Source organism: Corynebacterium sp. L4757, from assembly GCF_043673995.1.
GTDB lineage: Bacteria > Actinomycetota > Actinomycetes > Mycobacteriales > Mycobacteriaceae > Corynebacterium.
On sequence record NZ_JBIMEN010000001.1, the window covers coordinates 342,292 to 362,833 of the forward strand.

General features: G+C 53.8%; 20 protein-coding genes. 9 read left to right on the top strand and 11 right to left on the bottom strand.

Annotation, left to right across the window (positions count from 1 at the left end; genetic code table 11):
* Positions 1-54: 54 nt before the first annotated feature.
* From ACG98I_RS01565 to rimP, 3 genes are all read right to left on the bottom strand, one after another.
* Entirely contained in the window at positions 55-333 is a 279-nt protein-coding gene (locus ACG98I_RS01565) for a YlxR family protein (protein WP_394717775.1), read from the bottom strand.
* Between the two features lie 86 nt (positions 334-419).
* Positions 420-1,442, bottom strand: coding sequence for a transcription termination factor NusA (gene nusA / locus ACG98I_RS01570; protein WP_394717776.1), 1,023 nt, complete (start codon positions 1,440-1,442; stop codon positions 420-422).
* Between the two features lie 42 nt (positions 1,443-1,484).
* Positions 1,485-2,006, bottom strand: coding sequence for a ribosome maturation factor RimP (gene rimP, locus ACG98I_RS01575; RefSeq protein ID WP_394717777.1), 522 nt, complete (start codon positions 2,004-2,006; stop codon positions 1,485-1,487).
* Positions 2,007-2,044: 38 nt separating this feature from the next.
* Between rimP and ACG98I_RS01580 the strand changes: the two genes are divergently transcribed.
* A complete protein-coding gene (locus ACG98I_RS01580) occupies positions 2,045-2,767 on the top strand; it encodes a hypothetical protein (RefSeq protein ID WP_394717778.1) in 723 nt (240 codons plus the stop codon).
* Here the strand turns inward: ACG98I_RS01580 and ACG98I_RS01585 are convergent.
* Positions 2,764-4,515: a proline--tRNA ligase gene (locus tag ACG98I_RS01585; RefSeq protein ID WP_394717779.1), complete on the bottom strand. Its 1,752-nt coding sequence runs from the start codon at positions 4,513-4,515 to the stop codon at positions 2,764-2,766. The two genes, ACG98I_RS01580 and ACG98I_RS01585, sit on opposite strands and share 4 nt — an antisense overlap.
* Positions 4,516-4,545: 30 nt before the next feature.
* Between ACG98I_RS01585 and yaaA the strand changes: the two genes are divergently transcribed.
* Entirely contained in the window at positions 4,546-5,235 is a 690-nt protein-coding gene (yaaA, locus tag ACG98I_RS01590) for a peroxide stress protein YaaA (RefSeq protein ID WP_394717780.1), read from the top strand.
* On the opposite strand, the gene ACG98I_RS01595 is transcribed toward yaaA, so the two are convergent.
* Positions 5,219-6,328 (bottom strand): DUF4921 family protein, encoded by a 1,110-nt coding sequence (locus ACG98I_RS01595; protein WP_394718060.1) that lies wholly within the window; start codon positions 6,326-6,328, stop codon positions 5,219-5,221. The two genes, yaaA and ACG98I_RS01595, sit on opposite strands and share 17 nt — an antisense overlap.
* A 48-nt stretch (positions 6,329-6,376) precedes the next feature.
* Here ACG98I_RS01595 and ACG98I_RS01600 point away from each other — a divergent pair, with 48 nt between their 5' ends.
* Together ACG98I_RS01600 and ACG98I_RS01605 are read left to right on the top strand one after the other, a co-directional pair.
* Positions 6,377-7,228 (top strand): PhzF family phenazine biosynthesis protein, encoded by an 852-nt coding sequence (locus ACG98I_RS01600; RefSeq protein ID WP_394717781.1) that lies wholly within the window; start codon positions 6,377-6,379, stop codon positions 7,226-7,228.
* Positions 7,225-8,391, top strand: a complete 1,167-nt coding sequence (locus tag ACG98I_RS01605; protein WP_394717782.1) for a protein adenylyltransferase SelO family protein — start codon at positions 7,225-7,227, stop codon at positions 8,389-8,391. Before ACG98I_RS01600 ends, ACG98I_RS01605 begins: the two co-directional genes overlap by 4 nt.
* Here ACG98I_RS01605 and mqo read toward each other — a convergent pair.
* Positions 8,388-9,896, bottom strand: coding sequence for a malate dehydrogenase (quinone) (gene mqo / locus ACG98I_RS01610; protein ID WP_394717783.1), 1,509 nt, complete (start codon positions 9,894-9,896; stop codon positions 8,388-8,390). The two genes, ACG98I_RS01605 and mqo, sit on opposite strands and share 4 nt — an antisense overlap.
* A gap of 157 nt (positions 9,897-10,053) precedes the next feature.
* Here mqo and ACG98I_RS01615 point away from each other — a divergent pair, with 157 nt between their 5' ends.
* The 4 genes from ACG98I_RS01615 (at position 10,054) to ACG98I_RS01630 (ending at position 13,532) form a co-directional block, all read left to right on the top strand.
* Positions 10,054-10,983: an alpha/beta hydrolase gene (locus ACG98I_RS01615; protein WP_394717784.1), complete on the top strand. Its 930-nt coding sequence runs from the start codon at positions 10,054-10,056 to the stop codon at positions 10,981-10,983.
* Between the two features lie 3 nt (positions 10,984-10,986).
* Entirely contained in the window at positions 10,987-12,348 is a 1,362-nt protein-coding gene (mtr, locus tag ACG98I_RS01620) for a mycothione reductase (protein WP_394717785.1), read from the top strand.
* 322 nt (positions 12,349-12,670) lie between these two features.
* Positions 12,671-13,063, top strand: coding sequence for a hypothetical protein (locus tag ACG98I_RS01625; protein ID WP_394717786.1), 393 nt, complete (start codon positions 12,671-12,673; stop codon positions 13,061-13,063).
* Positions 13,064-13,103: 40 nt separating this feature from the next.
* Positions 13,104-13,532, top strand: coding sequence for a hypothetical protein (locus ACG98I_RS01630; protein ID WP_394717787.1), 429 nt, complete (start codon positions 13,104-13,106; stop codon positions 13,530-13,532).
* An 86-nt stretch (positions 13,533-13,618) separates the two neighbouring features.
* Here ACG98I_RS01630 and map read toward each other — a convergent pair whose 3' ends face one another.
* The 5 genes from map to dxr are packed head-to-tail and all read right to left on the bottom strand — an operon-like array spanning position 13,619 to position 19,950.
* A complete protein-coding gene (gene map / locus ACG98I_RS01635; RefSeq protein ID WP_394717788.1) occupies positions 13,619-14,482 on the bottom strand; it encodes a type I methionyl aminopeptidase in 864 nt (287 codons plus the stop codon).
* A gap of 32 nt (positions 14,483-14,514) precedes the next feature.
* Positions 14,515-16,317 (bottom strand): penicillin-binding transpeptidase domain-containing protein, encoded by a 1,803-nt coding sequence (locus ACG98I_RS01640; protein WP_394717789.1) that lies wholly within the window; start codon positions 16,315-16,317, stop codon positions 14,515-14,517.
* A 32-nt stretch (positions 16,318-16,349) separates the two neighbouring features.
* Positions 16,350-17,507: a flavodoxin-dependent (E)-4-hydroxy-3-methylbut-2-enyl-diphosphate synthase gene (gene ispG, locus ACG98I_RS01645; protein ID WP_394717790.1), complete on the bottom strand. Its 1,158-nt coding sequence runs from the start codon at positions 17,505-17,507 to the stop codon at positions 16,350-16,352.
* 52 nt (positions 17,508-17,559) lie between these two features.
* Positions 17,560-18,765, bottom strand: coding sequence for a M50 family metallopeptidase (locus tag ACG98I_RS01650; RefSeq protein WP_394717791.1), 1,206 nt, complete (start codon positions 18,763-18,765; stop codon positions 17,560-17,562).
* Positions 18,766-18,786: 21 nt separating this feature from the next.
* The gene (dxr, locus tag ACG98I_RS01655; RefSeq protein ID WP_394717792.1) at positions 18,787-19,950 is read right to left on the bottom strand and encodes a 1-deoxy-D-xylulose-5-phosphate reductoisomerase; all 1,164 of its coding nucleotides are present in this window, start codon (positions 19,948-19,950) and stop codon (positions 18,787-18,789) included.
* 94 nt (positions 19,951-20,044) lie between these two features.
* Between dxr and ACG98I_RS01660 the strand changes: the two genes are divergently transcribed.
* Positions 20,045-20,476 (top strand): DUF2631 domain-containing protein, encoded by a 432-nt coding sequence (locus tag ACG98I_RS01660; protein WP_394717793.1) that lies wholly within the window; start codon positions 20,045-20,047, stop codon positions 20,474-20,476.
* Positions 20,477-20,542 lie beyond the last annotated feature (66 nt).

Sequence of the window (20,542 nt, forward strand, 5' to 3'; positions counted from 1 at the left end):
CCCCTAGGATCAGTTACTGACTTTCATCGCTGATGCTTCATCGTTGTGTGCTCATCAGTGTTCGGTCTTCCTTACAATCTCGACGGTCTTTGATATGTACTCGCGTACCTGACCTGTATCCACGGGTGCGGACAGTCGGAGTGCACGAGCGAATGCTCGACGCTTCTCCGCAAGCTCGTATGCAGCTAAATCTGGTGTAATCCAGGCTCCCCTTCCGGGAAGCCGTCTGCCGGGGTCTGGGATGATACGTCCTTGTTTATCAGCCACTACACGCAATAACTCCGTGTCCGGCAGGCGCTTTCGTGTTGCTATGCACGTCCGAAGTCGGGTCATACCCAACTCCTTTCCTGCTGCACTTGGGCCGTTGCTAATCCTACTTGAAAAGACGCCAAAATTGAACTTGCGACATCTCGCCCGTGCTATTCAGCCTTTTCGGCGTCGGAGTGAATATCAATCTTCCAGCCGGTCAAACGGGCCGCAAGGCGTGCATTCTGACCTTCTTTACCAATTGCCAAAGACAGCTGATAGTCCGGAACCGTGACCTTCGCAAGTTGAGCCTCATGATCAATGACTTCCACGCGAACCACCTTGGATGGTGCAAGTGAGTTACCCACGTACACACCTGGTTCCTCGTTGTAGTCAATGATGTCGATCTTCTCGCCACCCAGTGCCTTCATCACGTTGGTGACACGCTGACCGCGTGGACCAATGCATGCGCCCTTTGCGTTCAAGCCCTTGACCTTGCCTGCCACAGCTACCTTCGAGCGGTGTCCGGCTTCACGTGCAATTGCCACGATCTCTACTGCTTCTTCAGAAATCTCTGGAACTTCCAGCTCAAAGAGACCGCGCACCAATTCTGGGTGGGTGCGAGACAACAGTACCTGCACGCGGGTCGCTTCCTTCTGCACGCCAACAACATAAGCGCGAACGCGAGTGCCGTGGGTCAGTCGCTCACCAGGGATTTGTTCGGCAGGGAGCAAAATACCATCCTGCGCGCGGCCTTCCTTGATATCAATCTCGGTGCCCAACTGAACGCTGACGATACCACGAGAATTAACAAAGGAATCCTGCTGAACCACACCGGACACGACAGTGCCCTGCAGTTCTGCATAGGAATCATATGCGCGGTCAGCTTCAACTTCGCGCAGGCGCTTGAAAATGGCGTCGCGGACAGCTGGCGCCGCTACGCGGCTAAATCCGGTTGGGGTGTCATCGTATTCGGTGACCACTTCGCCTTCATCATCAAATTCGGTGACGATGACGGATACTTCGCCAGTGTCTGCATCAATATCTACGCGGGACTTCTGCTTTTCATCAATGTCGCCATCACGGTATTCGGTGTATGCGTACAGCAAACCATTTGCGACAGAGGTCAAAAGGTCACTTAGCTCAACACCGCGCTCGGATTCGATAGCGCGCAACGCGTTGATATCAATATTCACTTGTTCTTCCTTCAACGTTTTTCATCAAATGTTCGTCTCGAGCTAGGAAACCAATTCCTTGGCCGCTTCGAAGCTTAGCTCGACAATATCCTGTTCCACGACGGGAGCAGGCGCGAATTCAATTTCTACCACTGAACCCGCAAGGTTTTCCAATCGCTGCACCTCTACCTTGGCAATATCCTTGGTGCTTGTTACGACAATCACTTCTTTCTCATCGTCGCTGAGCGCACCAATTCGCCCCTGCTTGAGCAAGCGTCCCCTATTGCGACGAAAATGCCGAGGTTCGGTCAACGGCAAGTCCACGCCTGGCGTGGAAATCTCGAGCGTATATCCCGCTCCAAAGTTCAGCTCCCCGGATTCCTCCGCCGCATCAAAAGCATCTCCGATGATGCGCGACATCTCCTCCAGCACATCCGACGATGGCCGCTTATCGCCATCGAGACGGATAGCCACCTGGGATTTCTTGCCCGCCTTGGTGGTTTTAATGTGTTCAACATCCAATCCCTTTTCGGCGACGAGGGGTTGCAAGAATTGCTCTAGTTTTTGTTCACTTGGGAAAGCCATGACTCACACCTTAATGCGATAAGGGTAAGGTCTTCCACGTGAATCGCCGACTTTCTCTAGCAGCCATTGTTGCGTGCGTACCCGTGCTTGCTTCTTGCTCTGTCGTGGAATTTTTTGGTCCACGCCCCAATGCAGCCCTCGTAGAGCTTGCACAAACCGCCCAAGCAGACGCAGAAGAAGCCGATGATGAGGCTTATGCACAGCTACGCCGTAGCCAATCGGAGCAGCTCTTTGCCGAGATTAATCGCGTCTGTGGTGTAGAACAAGATGGCACGGTGCCAACTACCTGCACCATTGATAGCCAAGATTCTTATGCTCCCACCGATGACCCGGTTGCGCAGCTTATTGAGCTTGCCGATGACGCCCCCGAAGAATCTCTTCCCCTTATCGTCGATCAGGCTATTGCGCTTGCCGATGGCACCACCCAGCTACCGGAAGCTGATGAAGATCTCATCGCATCCGCAACATCACTATTAGAATCCGAGCACGCAACCATCTATGCGCTCGATGTCGCTGAAAGCCAGGGCGCGACCGTGGACACCGAGGTTCACGAGAATATCGCCCTAGAACTCGCAGGGTTTATCGGCGAGGGCGCTCCCCTGGCGCAAGCTGGCTATGAAGCCGACTGGCCAGAAGGAAACGCTCAAGAGTTCGCTGATGATCTAGTGCAATCAAGCCGCGACCGCTTTGAAGCCGAGGCCGTAGCCACTGAGGATTCGCAGTGGCGTGCCTGGCTGATTCACACAGCTGCAGAAATTTAGCGAACGCGAGCCAGTAGCTCATCCACGATGGACTCTGCTGGTACCTCTAGGGTCTCGCCACCACGGATGCGAAGTTCGATGATGCCATCCTTGAAGGAGCGCCCCAAGATGGCACAGAAAGGCATGCCGAGCAGTTCAGCATCCTTAAATTTCACACCTGGTGAGACCTTTGGGCGGTCATCGAAGAGCACCTCAACGCCGGCCTTATCGAGTGCCTCGACCAGTTCATTACCAGCCTTGATTGCGTCCTCATCTTTATTGGCTACCGCAACGTGCACCTGGTAAGGCGCAACATCCAATGGCCAGTTCAGGCCCTTTTCATCATGTCGCTGTTCGGCCAAAACTGCCATCATGCGAGATACGCCAATGCCGTAGGAGCCCATGGTTGGAACCGCACGCTTGCCATTTTCATCCAGGATCTGAACATCAAATGCCTTGGTGTACTTGCGACCCAACTGGAAGATGTGGCCCAGCTCGATACCGCGCTGCAGCGTCAGCACACCCTGTCCACCAGGCGCTGGGTCACCTTCGTGAATCTCTGCTGCTTCGACGAATTCATCCACCTGGAAGTCGCGGCCAGCAACCAAACCAGCCACGTGGCGATTCTTCGCATCAGCACCGGTGATCCAGGAGCTGCCAGAGACCACGCGTGGGTCGGCATAGACCTTCACGCCATTAGCATTCAGCCCACGTGGTCCCACGTAGCCCTTGACCAAGAATGGGTTCTGCGCAAAATCTTCCTCAGTCGCCAGCTCAAATGTTGCAGGCTCAATGGACGCCTCAAGACGCTTTGGCGCCAATGCACGACCACCTGGGATAAGCACGCCAGCCAACTCTGGTTCTTCACCTGGCTGGGTGATTTTCACCATCATGCACTTGAGCGTGTCATTCGCTTCTACAGCGCGGCCATCAATGGTCAGCCCCTCGTTATTGGCCCACTCCACGAGCGTATCGATGGTCTCAGAGTCCGGGGTCTCATAATCCACCGCATCTGGAAGACCCGTGTGGTCAATCTCTGCTGGAACCGGGGTCTCCACGGCCTCAACGTTTGCCGCATAGTCTCCCTCAGTTGCACGCACGAAGGTGTCTTCACCGGAAGGTGAAACCGCCAAGAATTCCTCTGATGCAGAGCCGCCCATCGCACCGGAGGTCGCCTGGCAGATGGCATAGTCAATGCCCAAGCGGTTGAAGATGTTCTGGTACGCCTTGCGGTGGCGCTGGTAAGACTCTTCCAATCCTTCATCGGACATATCGAAGGAGTAGGAGTCTTTCATGATGAATTCACGACCACGCAAGATACCTGCGCGTGGGCGCTCCTCATCGCGGTACTTGGTCTGGATCTGGTACAAGGTGACCGGGAAGTCCTTGTAGGAGGAGTACAAGTCTTTCACCGTCTGAGTAAACATTTCCTCATGCGTTGGACCCAGCAACATGTCTGCGCCCTTGCGGTCCTTCAGACGGAAGAGATTATCGCCGTATTCGGTCCATCTGCCCGTTGCCTCATAGGCCTCGCGTGGAAGCAAAGCTGGGAACAAAAGTTCCTGCGCGCCAATCGCATTCATCTCCTGACGAACAACGTCTTCAATCTTGCGTAGCGTTCTTAATCCCAGTGGCAACCACGAATACACGCCGGGTGCGGCGCGGCGCAGATAGCCTGCGCGAACTAGAAGCTTGTGACTTGGAACTTCGGCCTCTGCGGGATCCTCACGCAGGGTTCGCAAAAACAGATCAGAAAGACGAGTAATCATGATCCCAAAATACACGGGTACTCTATTTGCATGCTCATTATCCTCCCTCCTAGCGAAACTAAAGCCTTCGGCGGCGACAGCGCCCCACTCGATTTTGAGAGGCTATCTTTCCCTTCACTCAATCCCAATCGTCGAGAAATAGCCACTGTACTGCAAGAACTTGACGTCGATGAAGCAATTGCTGCTTTGAAGATCTCTGAAAAGCTACGCCCCGAGGCCGAGGAAAATACTAAGCTTTTTACTGGCCCCACCGCGCCAGCCCTGCTGCGCTACACCGGTGTTCTTTATGACGCACTTGATGCACAAACTCTCAGCGATAAAGCATGGGATCAGCTTGCCATTGGCTCAGCGCTCTTTGGTGTCATCCGTGCACGCGACATGATTCCCTTCTACCGTCTCTCCGGCGGCACAAAACTGCACGGCGCCACCATGAAATCTCGCTGGGGTACAGCCATCACTGATGCCCTCAATGCCGAAAATGAGTTCATTATCGATTTGCGCTCCGGCACCTACCAAACACTCGGCAAGGTCAAAGATGCCATCACCGTTCGTGTGGAAAATATCGAGGGCAAAGTCATCTCCCACTTCAATAAGTTCTACAAGGGCCAGCTAGCGCGCGAAATCGCCGGCACCGATGCCTCCTCCATCGAGGACATCCTCGATACGCCAGGCTTCAATTTCAAGGGCGTTCAAGGCAATGAAATCACGATGGTTGTTTAGCCAAATTTTCCAAGACCTCATCGCGTAACTCCCACGGCGAAATCGTATTGATGTAGATATGCGTGCCGCCTTCAAACCCGGCCAACGTCGAGTTACGCAATTTCAGGTTCACCCGCCATGGCATCGCACGATCCACGTCCCTTGGCTGGTGGTGCCATTCCTCATTACATGGCACGCCCGCCCCAATCGCTCGGTGTGCCAGTTGCACAAGATCACTAAATCCCCGCACTTGCGCATCACTGTGTTCCCACGGCAGACCTGTCACCTTTGAATGAATCTCTAAGGTCGGATACCGGTGGCCGAACCCCGCAAAGAGCACCGCGTGCTCATTTTCGGAAATGATGAGCTCATGTGCTCTGGCAACATCCACGCCTTGCTCTTGGAATAGATTCGGGTTCTCCAGCACTCGCTGCTCTAACTCCCGCAGGCTTCGCCCGCGACCATCAATGGCCACCAATTGCTTATGCAGATGGTCAAAAGAAGCACCCGCGGGTTTTAGCCAATTCTGAAATGCCACCACATAGTTGGCGTGTGGCATATTTTCATAGAGCTCTCGCATCGAATCCGCGGTGAATTTGATAAAGCGGAAGTGCTCATCAGGTGAAAGTCTCCCAGCTGATACCAACCCATGCTCGTCGTGATGCCTGCGGGCCACAATCAGGTCATGTCCGCCGCCAAAGAATCTTTCGGGATTCTCAAATTGTGCGAGATGCTCACGTCCTGCTGCTTCGCTGGCATAAGCTTCCATATGCGCGCGTTGAGTCGCGTTTAATTCAAATCCGTAATTTTCTTTCCAATAATCGAACGTGACAATCTCATAGAGATTGGGAATCCGGCGAAAATCAGGCTCCGTTAAATCAAGCTCGGATGCCAGCACGCCGCGATGAACAGAACCATCAGCAAGCATGCGTGCTTTCTCCGGTGGCGTATCACGCTTGCGCTCCCAACAAAACGCACACGGGCACTCCCCAACCTCGACTTTTGGGGCCTCCAATGGTCTTTTTCCACGGCCCGGCACCGTCCACACTTCGGTGCCTGAAAATGGGTTTATTTGCTTGATTGTTCCATCAGCCATGAATTCGAAAGGAGACATGGAAATTAATGGTAATCCGCATCCTGATTGTGACCTAGACTGTGGGGTATGGAACACGAGTATTTCGAAGTAGACGTTTTTGCCACCACGCCTTTTTCTGGAAATCCGCTAGCAGTCATCGCCAATGCAGGTGATTTGGATACCGAGCAGATGCAAGCCATCGCGCGCTGGATAAACTTCTCCGAAACCTCATTTCTCCTTCCCCCAACTCAGTCCGACGCTGATTATCGTGTGCGAATCTTCACTCCTTTTGAAGAGCTCCCTTTCGCTGGTCACCCAACCCTCGGCAGCGCCCGCGCGTGGCGCTCATTGGGTATTGATCCCATCAAGAGTGGCCAGATCATCCAAGAATGCGCCATTGGATTGGTTACCGTCCAGGAAGAGAAAATCCGCAATGAAGAAGGCAAGAAACAAAAGATCTTCTCTTTCGCTACCCCGGATTTAATCAAGTCCGGACCGTTGACAGAAGCTGAAGTCGCCAGTGCTTGCGCTGCCCTCAACATTGATCCAGAGCAAGTCATTGACCATGGCTGGGGAGATAATGGCCCCGGCTGGAAAATTCTGCAGCTCAAAGATGCCGACTCCGTCAAGGCGATTCAGCCGAAGGCCACTCACGATGAAAAAGTTGGTGTCGTTGGCACATATGCCGAGGGCCCAGCTTATGAAGTGCGCGCTTTCATGTATGGATTGGAAGACCCAGTAACTGGCTCTCTCAATGGCTCTGTCGCGCAATTTATGCGTTCTCGAAAACTGGTTCCTGAATCCTATACCGCCACCCAGGGCGGCAATCTTGGCCGCGCTGGTGTGGTCCATATCTTTGATGACGCTAAGGAAATCTGGGTGGGCGGTAGCGTCCACATTCGGGTTTCTGGCACGTTATCGTCTGGAAAGTCTCTATGATTTTAGAACACACTTATGCCCAAGCCCTGCCGGATATGGTCAAAGAAGCCGCCGGTGAACAACAACCCGATCCCAAATTGCTTGTCTTCAATGAAGACCTCGCTTCTGAGCTCGGTATTGAGCCCGATCTGGACTTTCTTCTTGGTCATGCCGGCAATGCACACGCAATGGCCTATTCTGGCCACCAATTCGGGCAGCTCTCCCCTGTCTTAGGTGATGGCCGCGCGCTGTTGCTCGGCGAGGTCAAGGGCTTTGATATCCACGCCAAAGGCATTGGCCCCACGCCATTTTCACGGCCTGGTTCTGATGGCCGCGGTGCGATTGGCCCGATGTTGCGCGAATACCTCATGTCCGAAGCTATGCACGCGCTCGGTGTACCCACCACGCGCGGGCTGGCGGTCATCTCCACGGGCCGCAAAATTCAGCGCGACCGCGTTGTCCCCGCTGCGATCATGGTGCGGGTCGCTTCGAGCCACATTCGCGTCGGCACCATGCAATACGCCGCGATGACGGACCAAGTTAAGCAGCTTGCCGATTACGCCATCGAACGCCACTACCCAGGTTCAACTTATGAGGACCTCTTCCGCGCGGTAATGCAAGTCCAAGCTAGGACCGTGGCCAAGTGGCAGCGTCTGGGATTTATCCACGGCGTGATGAATACCGATAACACCACGTTGAGTGGTGAGACCATTGACTATGGTCCGTGCGCGTTCATGGAAAACTTCGACCCAAACACGTTCTTCTCTTCCATCGATACCCAGGGGCGCTACCGTTTTGGCAATCAGCCCAATATCTTGGGTTGGAACTTGGCGCGCCTCGCTGAGACCCTTGTGCCGCTATTCGATGATGATCCCAATACCGCCATCGACATTGCTAATAACACCATGGCGGAGTTCACCGACATCATGAACGATGCCCTCGAAGCAGAGGATGCCATCGAGCTGGATGGAGATGTCACGGAAGAAAACCACAAGCGGGATCCGAACTCCCCGGTCACTATCCCCAGAAATATTCCATTAGATAGCGCTCTGAAGCAAGCAACCGATGGGGACTTGACGTACTACTTTGAGCTGCTGGAGGCAGTAAAAAAGCCCCACGAATATCACCCGGATTTATCACATCCGGGTGACCTCGAGGGGTTTATGACCTTCTGCGGAACTTAAAGTTCTGGAGCGTCATCCAGCTGCAGGGTCTTCTGGGTGATCTCCCAAATCTCTTCAAAGAGCTTAGGGTTCTTGCCCAGCTTCTCGCCATAAGACGGAATCATTTCATAGAGCTTCTCGGACCATCCGATCATGTGCTCACCGAAGCAGCGCTCCAGCAATTCCAGCATGACGGCCGGTGCGATGGAAGCACCTGGGGAGGCACCAAGCAGACCCGCAATGTTGCCTTCTGGGTTATTGATCAAGGTGGTACCAAACTCGAGTGAGCCAAAGCGTGGCGCGCCAGCTGGCTTAATCACCTGAACACGCTGGCCAGCAACGACGGTCTCCCAGTCATCACCATCAGCGGATGGAACATACTCACGCAGTGCTTCAACGCGGTCATCGAAGTCCTTGAGCACTTCCTGGATGAGGTACTTGGTCAGGCCGAATTCCTGTACAGCAACGCCGAGGTAAGAAGTGATGTTATTTGGGCGAATGGACTTAAACAGGTCCAAGTAGGAACCGCTCTTGAGGAACTTCGGGCTCCAGCCACCATATGGGCCAAAGAGTAGACCCTTTTCGCCGTCAATAACGCGGGTATCCAGGTGAGGAACGGACATCGGTGGAGCCCCAACCGCTGCCTTGCCATAAACCTTAGCGTTGTGCTGCTCAATGAGCTCTGGGTTCTTGGAACGCAGCCAGAGTCCAGAAACTGGGAAGCCTGCGTAGCCAGCAACCTCACGAACGCCAGCCTTGCGCAGCAGGTCCAATGCATTGCCGCCAGCGCCAACGAAGACGAACTTCGCCTTTACAACCTGGGTATCGCCGGTGTGTACGTTCTTGGTGTAGACCTTCCAGCCATCACCATCACGCTTGATGTTGGTGACTTCATTGCCGTAACGAATCTCAGTACCGGCTGCCTTAGCTGCGGTCAGGAACTGCTTGGTCAACGCACCGAAGTTAACGTCAGTACCAACATTGGTCCAAGAAATAGCAACCTTGGAATCCTCATCGCGGTCTTTCGCCATCAATGGCAAGTGGTTCGCAAACTCATCACGGTCATCAGAGAACTGCATATCTGGGAAAAGGTGATTGTCCTTGAGCAGCTCATAGCGGCGCTTGAGGTAGTCAACCTGGATCTCACCCTGCGCGAAAGAAACGTGCGGCACTGGGTTAATGAAGTCGCGTGGCTCAACCAAGATGCCATTGTTGATCTGGTGGGTCCAGAACTGACGTGCCACCTGGAACTTCTCGTTGACGCCCATAGCCTTGGAAACGTCAATCTTGCCGCCCTTTTCTGGCGTATAATTCAACTCACACAGAGCCGAGTGGCCGGTACCAGCATTGTTCCAAGGTGAGGATGATTCCAGAGCTGGGCCATCCAGGCGCTCGAAAATCATTTGCGTCCAACTTGGCTCCAGTTCCCTGAGCATTGCGCCCAGGGTCGCGCTCATGACGCCAGCACCAACAAGTGCGACATCGACGGTATCAACTGCTTGGCCTGCATTCTTTGCGGGGGACACCAGACATTACCTCTTCATTATCGAATAAAAATGATCGTTTAATAAGTCGCGCACACATCACGCATTGGTTACAACCATACGCCTTAAGGTTTATTAAAGCTCATTTCGCCCCAAACAAACTCCAGCGATTCAATACAATGAGATAATATTTAAATCCATGAATAAATGGCAGCCCGATATCTTGGGCGAACCGTATCAATCACTCACTCTAGATTTGGGAGAAAACCAGGCCACCCTGGTGCGCTACGTGCCAGAAGATATCACCGAACGCCCTGCCTTATTGTGGGTCCATGGCATGACGGACTATTTCTTCCAGACCCATGTGGCCGAATATTTCCATGAGAAGGGCTACGCGTTCTATGCCATCGATCTCCGCAAATGCGGTCGCTCCCGCCGCGAAGGTGAACTCTGGCACTATGTTACGGATCTCACGGACTATTTTGAGGACCTAGATGCTGCGTATGAGGTGATCATCGGTAGGCATCCAAGCATGGTGCCTATCGCCCACTCCACCGCCGGCATGATTGTGCCGATGTGGCTAGGTGAAAGAGACCTCGAGGTTCCAGCGCTGGTACTTGATAGCCCGTGGCTAGATTTGATGGGCTTTACGCAAACCCAAATCAACCTCATTCGCCCCATTATCAATATCGTGGGAAAGATTTTCCCGGTCTTCCCTTTTCCTGGTGGCGGCCTAACGGCGTTCGGCGAGTCCATTCACAAGGATTACCACGGTGAGTGGAACTACGATCTCCAGCTCAAGCCCCTCGGAGGCCACCGAAAATACCTAGGGTGGCTGCGCACGGTACTCAATAACCAACACCGTATCCACACTGACCAAGTAGATGTGAAGGCGCCCACGCTGGTACTCACATCGCACCGTTCACATCTTGGCCACCCGTATTCAGCTGAGACAGATACTGCTGACGCCGTCATTGACGCTGAGCAAACCCGCAGGTGGGCACCACACCTGGGGAAAGATGTTGACATACACACTATCCTGGGAGCACGGCATGATGTGTTCCTATCACTACCTCCAGCACGCGCAGAGGCATTTGCCATTACCGAAGAATTCTTAAGGAAGTTTTAGAAAATGACTCATTATGATCTGATCATCATTGGCGCAGGTTCGGGAAACTCCATCCCCACCCCAGAACATGACGATATATCGATTGCGATTATTGAGAAGGGCAAGTTCGGCGGTACCTGCATGAACGTCGGATGCATCCCGACAAAGATGTACGTTTACGCCGCCGACGTTGCCTACCAAGCCACGCATTCACAGAAGCTAGGCCTAGAGGGTGAAATCACTAACGTCGACTGGCAATCAATCGTTGACCGCGTATTCACCAACCGCATTGACAAGATTGCTGAAGGCGGTGAGGCCTACCGCCGTGGTGATGAAACCCCAAATATCACCGTGTATGACCAACATGCAGAGTTCATTGCCGAAAAGACCATCAAGGTTGGCGATGACATCATTACCGGCGACGAAATCGTGATTGCTACTGGTTCCCGTCCACAGATCCCCGAGGCCATCGCCAATTCAGGTGCGACCTTCCATACCAATGAGACCATCATGCGTGTACCTGAGCAACCAAAGTCTCTCATTATCGTCGGTGGCGGATTTATCGCTATGGAATTCGCGCATGTCTTTGATGGCCTGGGCACCGATGTCACCATCGTCAACCGCTCTGAAACCTTGCTGCGCTTTACGGACAAGGACATCTCCGATCGATTCAACGTGCAAGCACGCGAACGCTTCACCGTGAAGACTGGCATTAACGTGGCCGGACTTGAAGATACCGCTCATGGAATCAAGGCAACTTTCGATGACGGCAGTACAAAGGAAGCTGATGCCATCCTGGTAGCCACCGGCCGTATCCCGAATGGCGATCTCATGAACCTTGCCTCCGCCGGCATTGACATGCATGACGATGGCCGCATCAAGGTTGATGAATTTGGCCGCACCACCGCCGATGGCGTCTGGGCGCTCGGAGATGTCTCTTCCCCATACATGCTCAAGCACGTTGCCAATGCAGAGACCAAGGCAGTTCGCCACAACATGCTGCACCCAGAAGACATGAAGCCAATGCCGCACAAGCATGTCCCAGCCGCTATCTTTACCCATCCGCAGATTGCCTATGTCGGCATGACCGAAGAAGAGGCAAGCAAGAACCACGACATCACCGTGAAGGTACAAAATTACGGCGATGTGGCCTATGGATGGGCAATGGAAGACCAGGATGGAATCTGTAAACTCATTGCAGATAAGAATTCTGGCCGTTTGCTGGGCGCGCACTTCTACGGCCCTCAGGCATCCACCCTGATTCAGCAGATGATTACCGTCATGGCATATGACATCGACGTGAGAGATTTCGCACAGAACCAGTACTGGATTCACCCTGCTCTGGCCGAAGTTACTGAGAATGCGCTCCTCGGTCTCGAGTTTTAAGCCGCATAATCAATTCCCGATCGCGTTACGTGACAACAATCACACACCCCCACTTTTGCGAGCTCCTAACTGGGAAAAATTGCAACAACCTTAACTTTTACTGAAATAGGTTCAGGTGCCTATTAACTTTTCGGGGGTTAAAAGTTGCAACATTTAAGGTGTCTAGCGTGCGAAAGTGTAATTGTTTCGTTAGAGTCGCTATGTGACACCGGCTAAAGCCGTAAACCGGCAACCGCGTGTTTCTGGAAATACCCTGAGTTTCCAATAACACTTAGGTTTCCATCTGGAAGCCTTGCCAGTACGACATTTAAGGACATATCACATGCGTATCCGCAATGCAGCCATCGCCGGCGCAACCGCAATCGCAGTCGCTTTCGGCGGCACCACCATTGCTTCTGCTGAAGAGGCAAACAACGACACCAACGCTTCCGCAGAGGGCGTTTCTTCCGAGGAATCCGCTTCTGGGGACGAGTCCACCGAGGGCGGCGCTTCCCTGTCTTCCAAGATCGGTGACTCCGGCTTGGTCAACAAGGGCGAAGATGACAACAAGAACACCCAGTTCACCGGTGAAGACGTGTTCGGCTCTTCCAAGAACTTCGACGAGGTTCCTTCTTGGGCTAAGGCTTTCTACGCTCTGACCATCGTTGCATCCCTCGGCTCCCTCGTCGGTCTGGTTGTTGGCCCAGCAGCTAACTACATCCAGTTCGGCCAGTAATCTACAGCCAATTTAATTCCCCCCGAAAGGCTTTAATATAATGCGTAATTTCCGCACCGCTGCAGTTGCTGCCGCAACCGCATTCGCAGTTTCATTCACCGGCATCACCGCTGCTTCCGCTGCAGAGACCCACGAGGACTCCGAGTCCACCGCAGTTGAGAGCTCCTCCGTATTGTCTTCGGACAGGGCAAAGGAAACCCTCTCCTCCGATGACTCCGAACAGTACCCTACCCTGTCTTCTAAGTTCGGCGAGCTGATGAACGCTGGCGAGGACGCTTCCGGCTCCGAAATCTTCGGCAAAGAAAAGGGCAACGACGGCGACAATGGCGACATCACCAACCCAGGTTGGGCTCGTCTGTGGCGCGATGGCAACGTTGTTGCTGTAATCGGCACCATCGTTGGCGGCGCTATCGCTGCTTACAACTACGGCGTTTACAACGGCTTCTTCCCACACTTCATCCAGAAGTAATTCTTCTTAGAAGCTAAAAATCGCAGTCAACCTTTCGGTTGGCTGCGATTTTTTATGTCTTAATCTCGTCTTAAGTTAGCTATCTGCTAATCCGCAAGCGTGAGAATCTCATTACCGTCTTCGGTGATAACAATGGTGTGCTCAAATTGCGCGGTGAACTTGCCGTCACGGTTTTGAACAGTCCAGTCATCTGGCCAAATATCGTATTCCAATGAGCCGAGGTTCAACATTGGCTCAATGGTCAACGTCATGCCCGGCTCCAGTACGTTGCGGTATGCCGTGGAATCATAATGCAAGACAATCAACCCATTGTGGAAGGTTGGGCCCACGCCGTGGCCGGTGAAGTCGCGCACGACGTTGTATCCAAATCGGTTAGCATAAGCCTCAATGACACGGCCGATTACGTTAACCTCACGGCCAGGCTTAGCAGCCTTGATTCCGCGCATCATGGATTCCTTGGTGCGCTCCACCAGCAGGCGGTGCTCCTCAGAAACTTCACCGGCTAGAAAGGTTGCATTGGTATCGCCGTGCACGCCATTCTTATATGCCGTGACGTCAATGTTGACAATATCGCCGTCCTGGATGACGGTGCTATCAGGGATGCCGTGGCAAATAATCTCATTCAAAGACACGCATGAGGATTTGGTGAAGCCCAGGTAGCCCAAGGTTGAAGGATAAGCGCCATGGTCGCACATGTACTCATGCGCGACACGGTCAACTTCATCGGTAGTAACGCCAGGTGCAACGGCCGCGCCAGCTTCCTTCAGCGCATTCGCCGCAATCTTTGATGCCTCTCGCATCGCTTCAATGGTTTCAGGGGTTTGAACGAAAGGCTCACCAATGGCTTCCTGAACGGTGTCTTTCCAGACATATTCTGGACGCTCAATGCTTTCCGGGACCTTGCGAACAGGGGTTGGTTTTCCAGGCTTTAGTTTTTCACGACTACTCATGTCCCCCATGGTAGTCCTGCCTAACCGCCTTGCTAGCTTTGGGGTTCGGCTCGATGTTCATCCAGGTTTTGGAAGAAAGAGTCAGTTATTGATACGGAAGTCTCAGAGCCGCCACCAAGAACCACGAGGGTCGCGAAAGCAATGTCATCATCAGCACGATAGCCGGTAAACCACGCGTGCGAGCCATCATTAATCTCGGCCTCACCAGTCTTACCAAAGATTTCACCGGAAGCTTGCATGCCCGCAGCCGTACCGGAGGTCACGGTTTGCCGCATCATTGAGCGCAGCTGATTAATGACATGTTCACTTGGTGGTTCCACCTCTTCGGAGACCTTCGTCTCTTCAGTGGACACCAATGACGGGATCGGTGTGCTGCCATTAGCAACCGTTGCAGAGACCAGCGCCATGCCAAATGGTGAAGCCAAGTCATAGCCCTGACCATAGCCGGCCTCAGTACGCTCCAGGGGCGTTTCACCTTCTGGAATGCTGCCCGTCATGGTGGTCAAACCTGGAATATCATAATCCAGGCCGAGTCCGAACTGCTTGCCTTCATCAGCCAACTCACCTGGCGCCAGCTTGGTGGACATGTCCGCGAACGTAGTGTTGCACGATTGCGCAAAGGCCTCACCTAGTGGCACATTGCCCAACGCAAAGCCATTATAGTTCGTGACCACACGTCCATAGATGTCCATCGTGCCTGGACATGGCACAATCGTGTCACGGTTCAAACCTTGTTGATCCACGCCTGCCGCAGCCGTAATAATCTTGAAAACAGAACCAGGTGGGTATTGGCCACTCAGAGCCACATCACCATCACGGTCAGCCTCTTCAGTTTGCGCAACAGCGAGAATTTCACCCGTCGACGGCCTGATGGCCACCAGCATTGTCTGCGAATCCGCACGCAGATTCACTGCTTCTTCGGCGGCGCGCTGCACATCATAGTCAATGCTGACACGAACAGCCGGTGAAGGATCCGGCGCATGCTCTTCCACATTTGAGAAGGCCGCGCCTTCATCATTGACTACGGACACCGCCCAGCCATTGACTCCATCAACCTGGTCCGATACCAAGGTGGAGACACGTGACATCAAATCACGGGCAAAGCCAGGATCCCTGACCACCAGCGCGGGCTCTTCATTAATGCGAACATGTTCGTGATCGGCGAAACGAGATTGCAATTGCTTGCCGATGTCCTCGTTATACACCCCCACCGAAAAATTTCCGTCGATTTCAGCCATTTGCTCAGTTAAATCATCAGGGGTGCTGCCACCGGCGCGTTCAACTGCCATGGATACTTCCCGCGCAAGTGCTGGGATATTCTCAACTTCGCGCATATCCGCAATGACACGGTACTGCAGCCCCGGGCGCATTAATTCCACGCCATCAGAGCTGACCACGCTGGCGCGCTCTGCGGGGATGGAGCGCAACTCTAGGTGCTGATTCGCACCAAGTGCAGGATGCACCATCGATGGTTGCCATCGACCAGTCCATTCATCATTGGCCTTGGTCAGCACCATCGAGGTTTCATAAGATAATTCCCTATCACGCGGCAAATCCCACGTGACGGAGTAATTTGCGGTAGCCCGCGAATCATTTTGCTCAATGCCAAGTAATTCAACATCAAGACTTTCTGCCTGCAGACTCTCATAGGTCGAGGTGAAAACCTCATCTGCAATGGACGGCTCATCAAAGTACTCACCGAAGGTCTCGCCAGACTCCATCGCGGAAATAATCGAGTCCACGGTTGGGTCCGCCGAGACCGGTTTGGGCGTGCAGGCAACGACTGCACCAGCAGCCATTGTTACCGCACACAGCAGAGATACCGTCCGTTTCATGAGTTAGCAGCTTAGCAGCTCATGCTACGAATCTAGCGAGTAACGCGCACTTCCGCCTTCGCACCTTCAACAGCTTCCAAGCCCTGCTCATCAGCAATGCGCATGGCCTCTTCGATGAGGGTTTCCACAATCTTCGTCTCTGGCACGGTCTTAATGACTTCACCCTTAACGAAGATCTGGCCCTTGCCATTACCGGATGCCACACCCAAGTCAGCGTCACGTGCTTCACCAGGTCCGTTAACAACACAGCCCATCACGGCAACACGAAGTGGGAACTCCATGCCGTCCAGGCCGGCGGTAACTTCCTCAGCCAGCTTGTACACGTCAACCTGTGCACGACCACAGGATGGGCAAGAAACAATCTCCAGCTTGCGTGGGCGCAGGTTCAGCGACTGCAGAATCTGGTCACCAACCTTGATTTCTTCCACTGGATCCGCTGACAGGGACACGCGGATGGTGTCACCAATACCCTCGGAAAGCAAAGCGCCAAACGCTACGGAAGACTTGATGGTGCCCATGAACTTCGGGCCCGCTTCCGTCACGCCTAGGTGCAATGGGTAATCGGTCTGTGCAGCCAGCTGACGATAAGCCTCAACCATCAGCACAGGGTCAGAGTGCTTCACGGAAATCGCGATATCACCAAAGCCGTGCTCCTCAAAGAGGCCAGCTTCCCAAATCGCAGACTCCACCAGAGCCTCTGGGGTAGCCCTGCCATACTTCTCCAGAAGGCGCTTGTCCAAAGAACCGCCGTTAACACCAATACGGATAGGGACGCCTGCATCCCCGGCCGCCTTCGCGACTTCCTTGACGCGGCCATCAAATTCCTTAATATTGCCCGGGTTCACGCGAACCGCGGCACAGCCTGCATCAATGGCAGAGAAAATGTACTTCGGCTGGAAGTGAATATCAGCAATAACTGGAATTGGTGATTTCTTCGCAATAGCTGGCAGAGCCTCTGCGTCAGCAGTCTGTGGGCACGCCACTCGCACAATGTCACAGCCAGCGGTAGCCAGCTGAGCAATCTGCTGCAGGGTCGAATTCACATCATGCGTCTTGGTGGTAGTCATCGACTGCACGGAGATCGGATGGTCTGAACCCACGCCAACGGGACCAACGAATAATTGGCGTGTCTTACGGCGCTCCGAAAGAGTCGGTGGAGGACCCTCTGGGATACCTAGACCAATTGACATTTATTCTCCTTATAGTCATGGGGGTATTATTCCCCTACTTTAGCACCCGTTCTTAGCCGAGCAATCTGATCGGATTAACGAAGTCAGCCACGATAATAATGGCCGCCACCGACATCAGCGCGGCCGCTATAACGTACGTCACCGGCATGAGTTTGGTATAGTCCGCCGGACCGCCTGCAGCCTTGCCTGATAGCTTGCGGAAGAAATCGCGCATCCGCTCATAGAGCACTACCGCAATATGACCTCCATCAAATGGCGGCAGAGGTATGAGATTGAACAGAGCGAGGAAGTAGTTCAGCGAAGCGAGCATCGTGAAGAATGCTGCCCACAGGTTAGCTTCTACCAATTCGCCGCCGACACGCGAAGCACCGACCACCGACATCGGTCCTTCCACGTCACGTTCGGCACCGAAAATTGATGCCACGACGCCCGGAATCTTCGCAGGAAATTGCATAATTCCCTGTACCGTCGCATCCAACATGTACATGGAATAGTTCCAGGTCGCAGGAATTGCGCCGATAAAGCCATGCTTTTCGACGATATCCAGCGGTTCCTGCGCTAACCCAATAGAGCCAGCTTCAACCAGTTCACCATTGTTCAAACGCTGAACGCTATCTAATTCAACCGAGATTTCACGAACCTCACCCGCGCGTTCAACATCTAAGACGATGGTCTCGCCTGGACGCACCAACACTTCCTCGCGCAGCTGTTGGAAGCTGTCCAACTCTTCACCATTGAGCACAAGAATTCTATCCCCTGGTTCGATACCGGCACGGCCACCAGCGCCGACGCCAATACACTCCTCGACTTCACCATTGGCCAGCTGGTTCGCGGAGCACGTCACTTCACTCACCACCGGGCGGGTATCTGCATTTGGGTTTGGCAGCCCGGCGGTCTGCGCGATGACAAAAAGAATCAAAAATCCCAGCAGGATATTGACCGCTACACCACCCGAAAGCACAATGACCCTCTGCCACCATGGCTTCTTATACATGGCATAGGGGCGCTCTTCTTCAGTCAGGTAGTCATCCTGAGAAGTCATACCTGCGATGTCGCAGAAGCCACCCAGCGGCAATGCCGCTACGCCATATTCAGTGTGGCCTTTTCTGAAGCTCCACAGTTTAGGGCCAAACCCAATAAAGAATCTGCGCACCCGCATGCCAAAGGCCCGTGCTGTGAGCATGTGCCCTGCTTCATGCAGCGCAACGGTAATGCAAATGCCGAGGGCAAAAAGCACAATGCCCAGCAGATTCGCCATGTGGGACCTCTCTTTAAGAAATTAAGCCCAGGAGTCTAAGACAACACCCGCGCGCTCGCGGGCTTCTTTCTCAACCGCGAGTACATCATCGACGCTTGAGGGTACACCAGCAAACTGAGAAGCAGAATCCAGGACCTCAGTAATGCAATCAACAATCTGCGGAAACTTGATCCTTCCGGCTAAGAATGCCGCCGCTGCTTCTTCATTGACCGCGTTATAGACAGCGGGAAATGTCCCCTTGCCGGCGACGTCGGCAGCTAACTGCACCGCGGTGAAAGCCTCACCCACCGGCTCAAAGTGCCAGTCCATCGCTTGGCTAAAGTCCAATGCCGGCTGCGCATCAGGCACGCGATGAGGCCAGTCAAGTGCCAATGAAATTGGCAGCTTCATCGAAGGCGGTGAAGCCTGTGCAATCGTCGATCCATCCACAAACGTTGCCATGGAGTGAATGATGGACTGTGGGTGCACAGTGACATCGATAAGCTCGGCATCAATATCAAAAAGCAACGTAGCCTCAATCAGCTCCAACCCCTTATTTACTAAGGTCGCCGAATTGAGCGTATTCATCTGCCCCATCGACCACGTCGGGTGCGCCGCAGCTTGCTCAGGTGTCACTTCCCACATCTGCTCCCTAGTCCAGCCGCGAAAAGGCCCGCCTGAAGCCGTCAACACCAGCCTGGCCAGCTCCCCACGCTCGCCCGAGCGCAAACACTGCGCCATCGCTGAATGCTCGGAATCGACTGGCACCAACTGCCCCGGCTTTACTCGATCCATCACTATCGATCCGCCGGCAACCAAGGACTCCTTATTCGCCAACGCCAGGATTTCGCCGGCATCAATCGTTGCCAGCGTTGCCTCCAACCCCATGGAGCCGACCAGTGCATTCAAGACAGTATCTGCCTCCACATCGCGCACCAGCTGCGCAGCGGAGTCCACGACGGTGCCGCCTAAAGCTTCAGATACCTGCCTGGCCGCCTCAGCATTTGCCACCGCGACGTGGTTAGCCGAAAGATTGAAAGCTTGCGCCTGCTCAATCACCAATTGCGGGTTCGAGCCACCAGCCGCAATGCCGACCACTTCGAACTTATCGCGGTTTGAGGCAACAACTTCCAAAGCCTGCGTACCGATGGACCCCGTCGAACCAAGAATCAAAATACGTTTCACCCATCCCACCTTAGTCAACATCACAGAATATTCGGGGGTGGGTTTACGCGAGTGTGCAGTAAATGGGCTAAAGTAATGGGAAGAATTGTGGCTTTGACAGAAATAAGGAGAGCACGTGTCTTCTCACAACAAGGCGCCTGAGGTATACGACGGCGTGTCCACCAGTGACGTTCCTTCAGCTGGTTTCGGCTGGTCCCGCACCCCACGCACTGGCACCCAGATCGCCGGCTGGGTAGTCGTCTTCATTTTGATGGCGTACAACTTCGGCAACCACCAGGGCCATGTTGAGACCGTGTTCCTTTTCGTCTTCGCAGCACTGATTGCTATTGGCCTGCTGATTCACGCTTTCCAGCCAAAGCTCTCCCAGGTTCGCACCGTCACCGGCCGCAACAAACCAGAAGGTCACGTAGAGCCAGACTGGATCTACGAGCAGAAGACTTTGAGCGGTCAGTACGCAGAGCTTTCCGATGCCGAACTGCGCTCCCTGAACATTGAGCCAGCTCGAGTTGAGCACCTGCGCGTCAAGCCAAAGGCTTTGAACGACTAATCTCAACACCTTGAATGCCGCCCCTCGTGGGCGGCATTCTTTTTGGTCTAGTCAATAGAACACCCG

What these genes read in the sequence shown, in the direction of transcription:
- ACG98I_RS01565 (WP_394717775.1), bottom strand. Translation starts at nt 333, where the DNA reads ATGACCCGACTTCGGACGTGCATAGCAACACGAAAGCGCCTGCCGGAC.
- rimP (WP_394717777.1), bottom strand. Translation starts at nt 2,006, where the DNA reads ATGGCTTTCCCAAGTGAACAAAAACTAGAGCAATTCTTGCAACCCCTC.
- ACG98I_RS01585 (WP_394717779.1), bottom strand. Translation starts at nt 4,515, where the DNA reads ATGATTACTCGTCTTTCTGATCTGTTTTTGCGAACCCTGCGTGAGGAT.
- yaaA (WP_394717780.1), top strand. Translation starts at nt 4,546, where the DNA reads ATGCTCATTATCCTCCCTCCTAGCGAAACTAAAGCCTTCGGCGGCGAC.
- ACG98I_RS01595 (WP_394718060.1), bottom strand. Translation starts at nt 6,328, where the DNA reads ATGTCTCCTTTCGAATTCATGGCTGATGGAACAATCAAGCAAATAAAC.
- ACG98I_RS01600 (WP_394717781.1), top strand. Translation starts at nt 6,377, where the DNA reads ATGGAACACGAGTATTTCGAAGTAGACGTTTTTGCCACCACGCCTTTT.
- ACG98I_RS01605 (WP_394717782.1), top strand. Translation starts at nt 7,225, where the DNA reads ATGATTTTAGAACACACTTATGCCCAAGCCCTGCCGGATATGGTCAAA.
- ACG98I_RS01615 (WP_394717784.1), top strand. Translation starts at nt 10,054, where the DNA reads ATGAATAAATGGCAGCCCGATATCTTGGGCGAACCGTATCAATCACTC.
- mtr (WP_394717785.1), top strand. Translation starts at nt 10,987, where the DNA reads ATGACTCATTATGATCTGATCATCATTGGCGCAGGTTCGGGAAACTCC.
- ACG98I_RS01625 (WP_394717786.1), top strand. Translation starts at nt 12,671, where the DNA reads ATGCGTATCCGCAATGCAGCCATCGCCGGCGCAACCGCAATCGCAGTC.
- ACG98I_RS01630 (WP_394717787.1), top strand. Translation starts at nt 13,104, where the DNA reads ATGCGTAATTTCCGCACCGCTGCAGTTGCTGCCGCAACCGCATTCGCA.
- map (WP_394717788.1), bottom strand. Translation starts at nt 14,482, where the DNA reads ATGAGTAGTCGTGAAAAACTAAAGCCTGGAAAACCAACCCCTGTTCGC.
- ACG98I_RS01640 (WP_394717789.1), bottom strand. Translation starts at nt 16,317, where the DNA reads ATGAAACGGACGGTATCTCTGCTGTGTGCGGTAACAATGGCTGCTGGT.
- ispG (WP_394717790.1), bottom strand. Translation starts at nt 17,507, where the DNA reads ATGTCAATTGGTCTAGGTATCCCAGAGGGTCCTCCACCGACTCTTTCG.
- ACG98I_RS01650 (WP_394717791.1), bottom strand. Translation starts at nt 18,765, where the DNA reads ATGGCGAATCTGCTGGGCATTGTGCTTTTTGCCCTCGGCATTTGCATT.
- dxr (WP_394717792.1), bottom strand. Translation starts at nt 19,950, where the DNA reads ATGTTGACTAAGGTGGGATGGGTGAAACGTATTTTGATTCTTGGTTCG.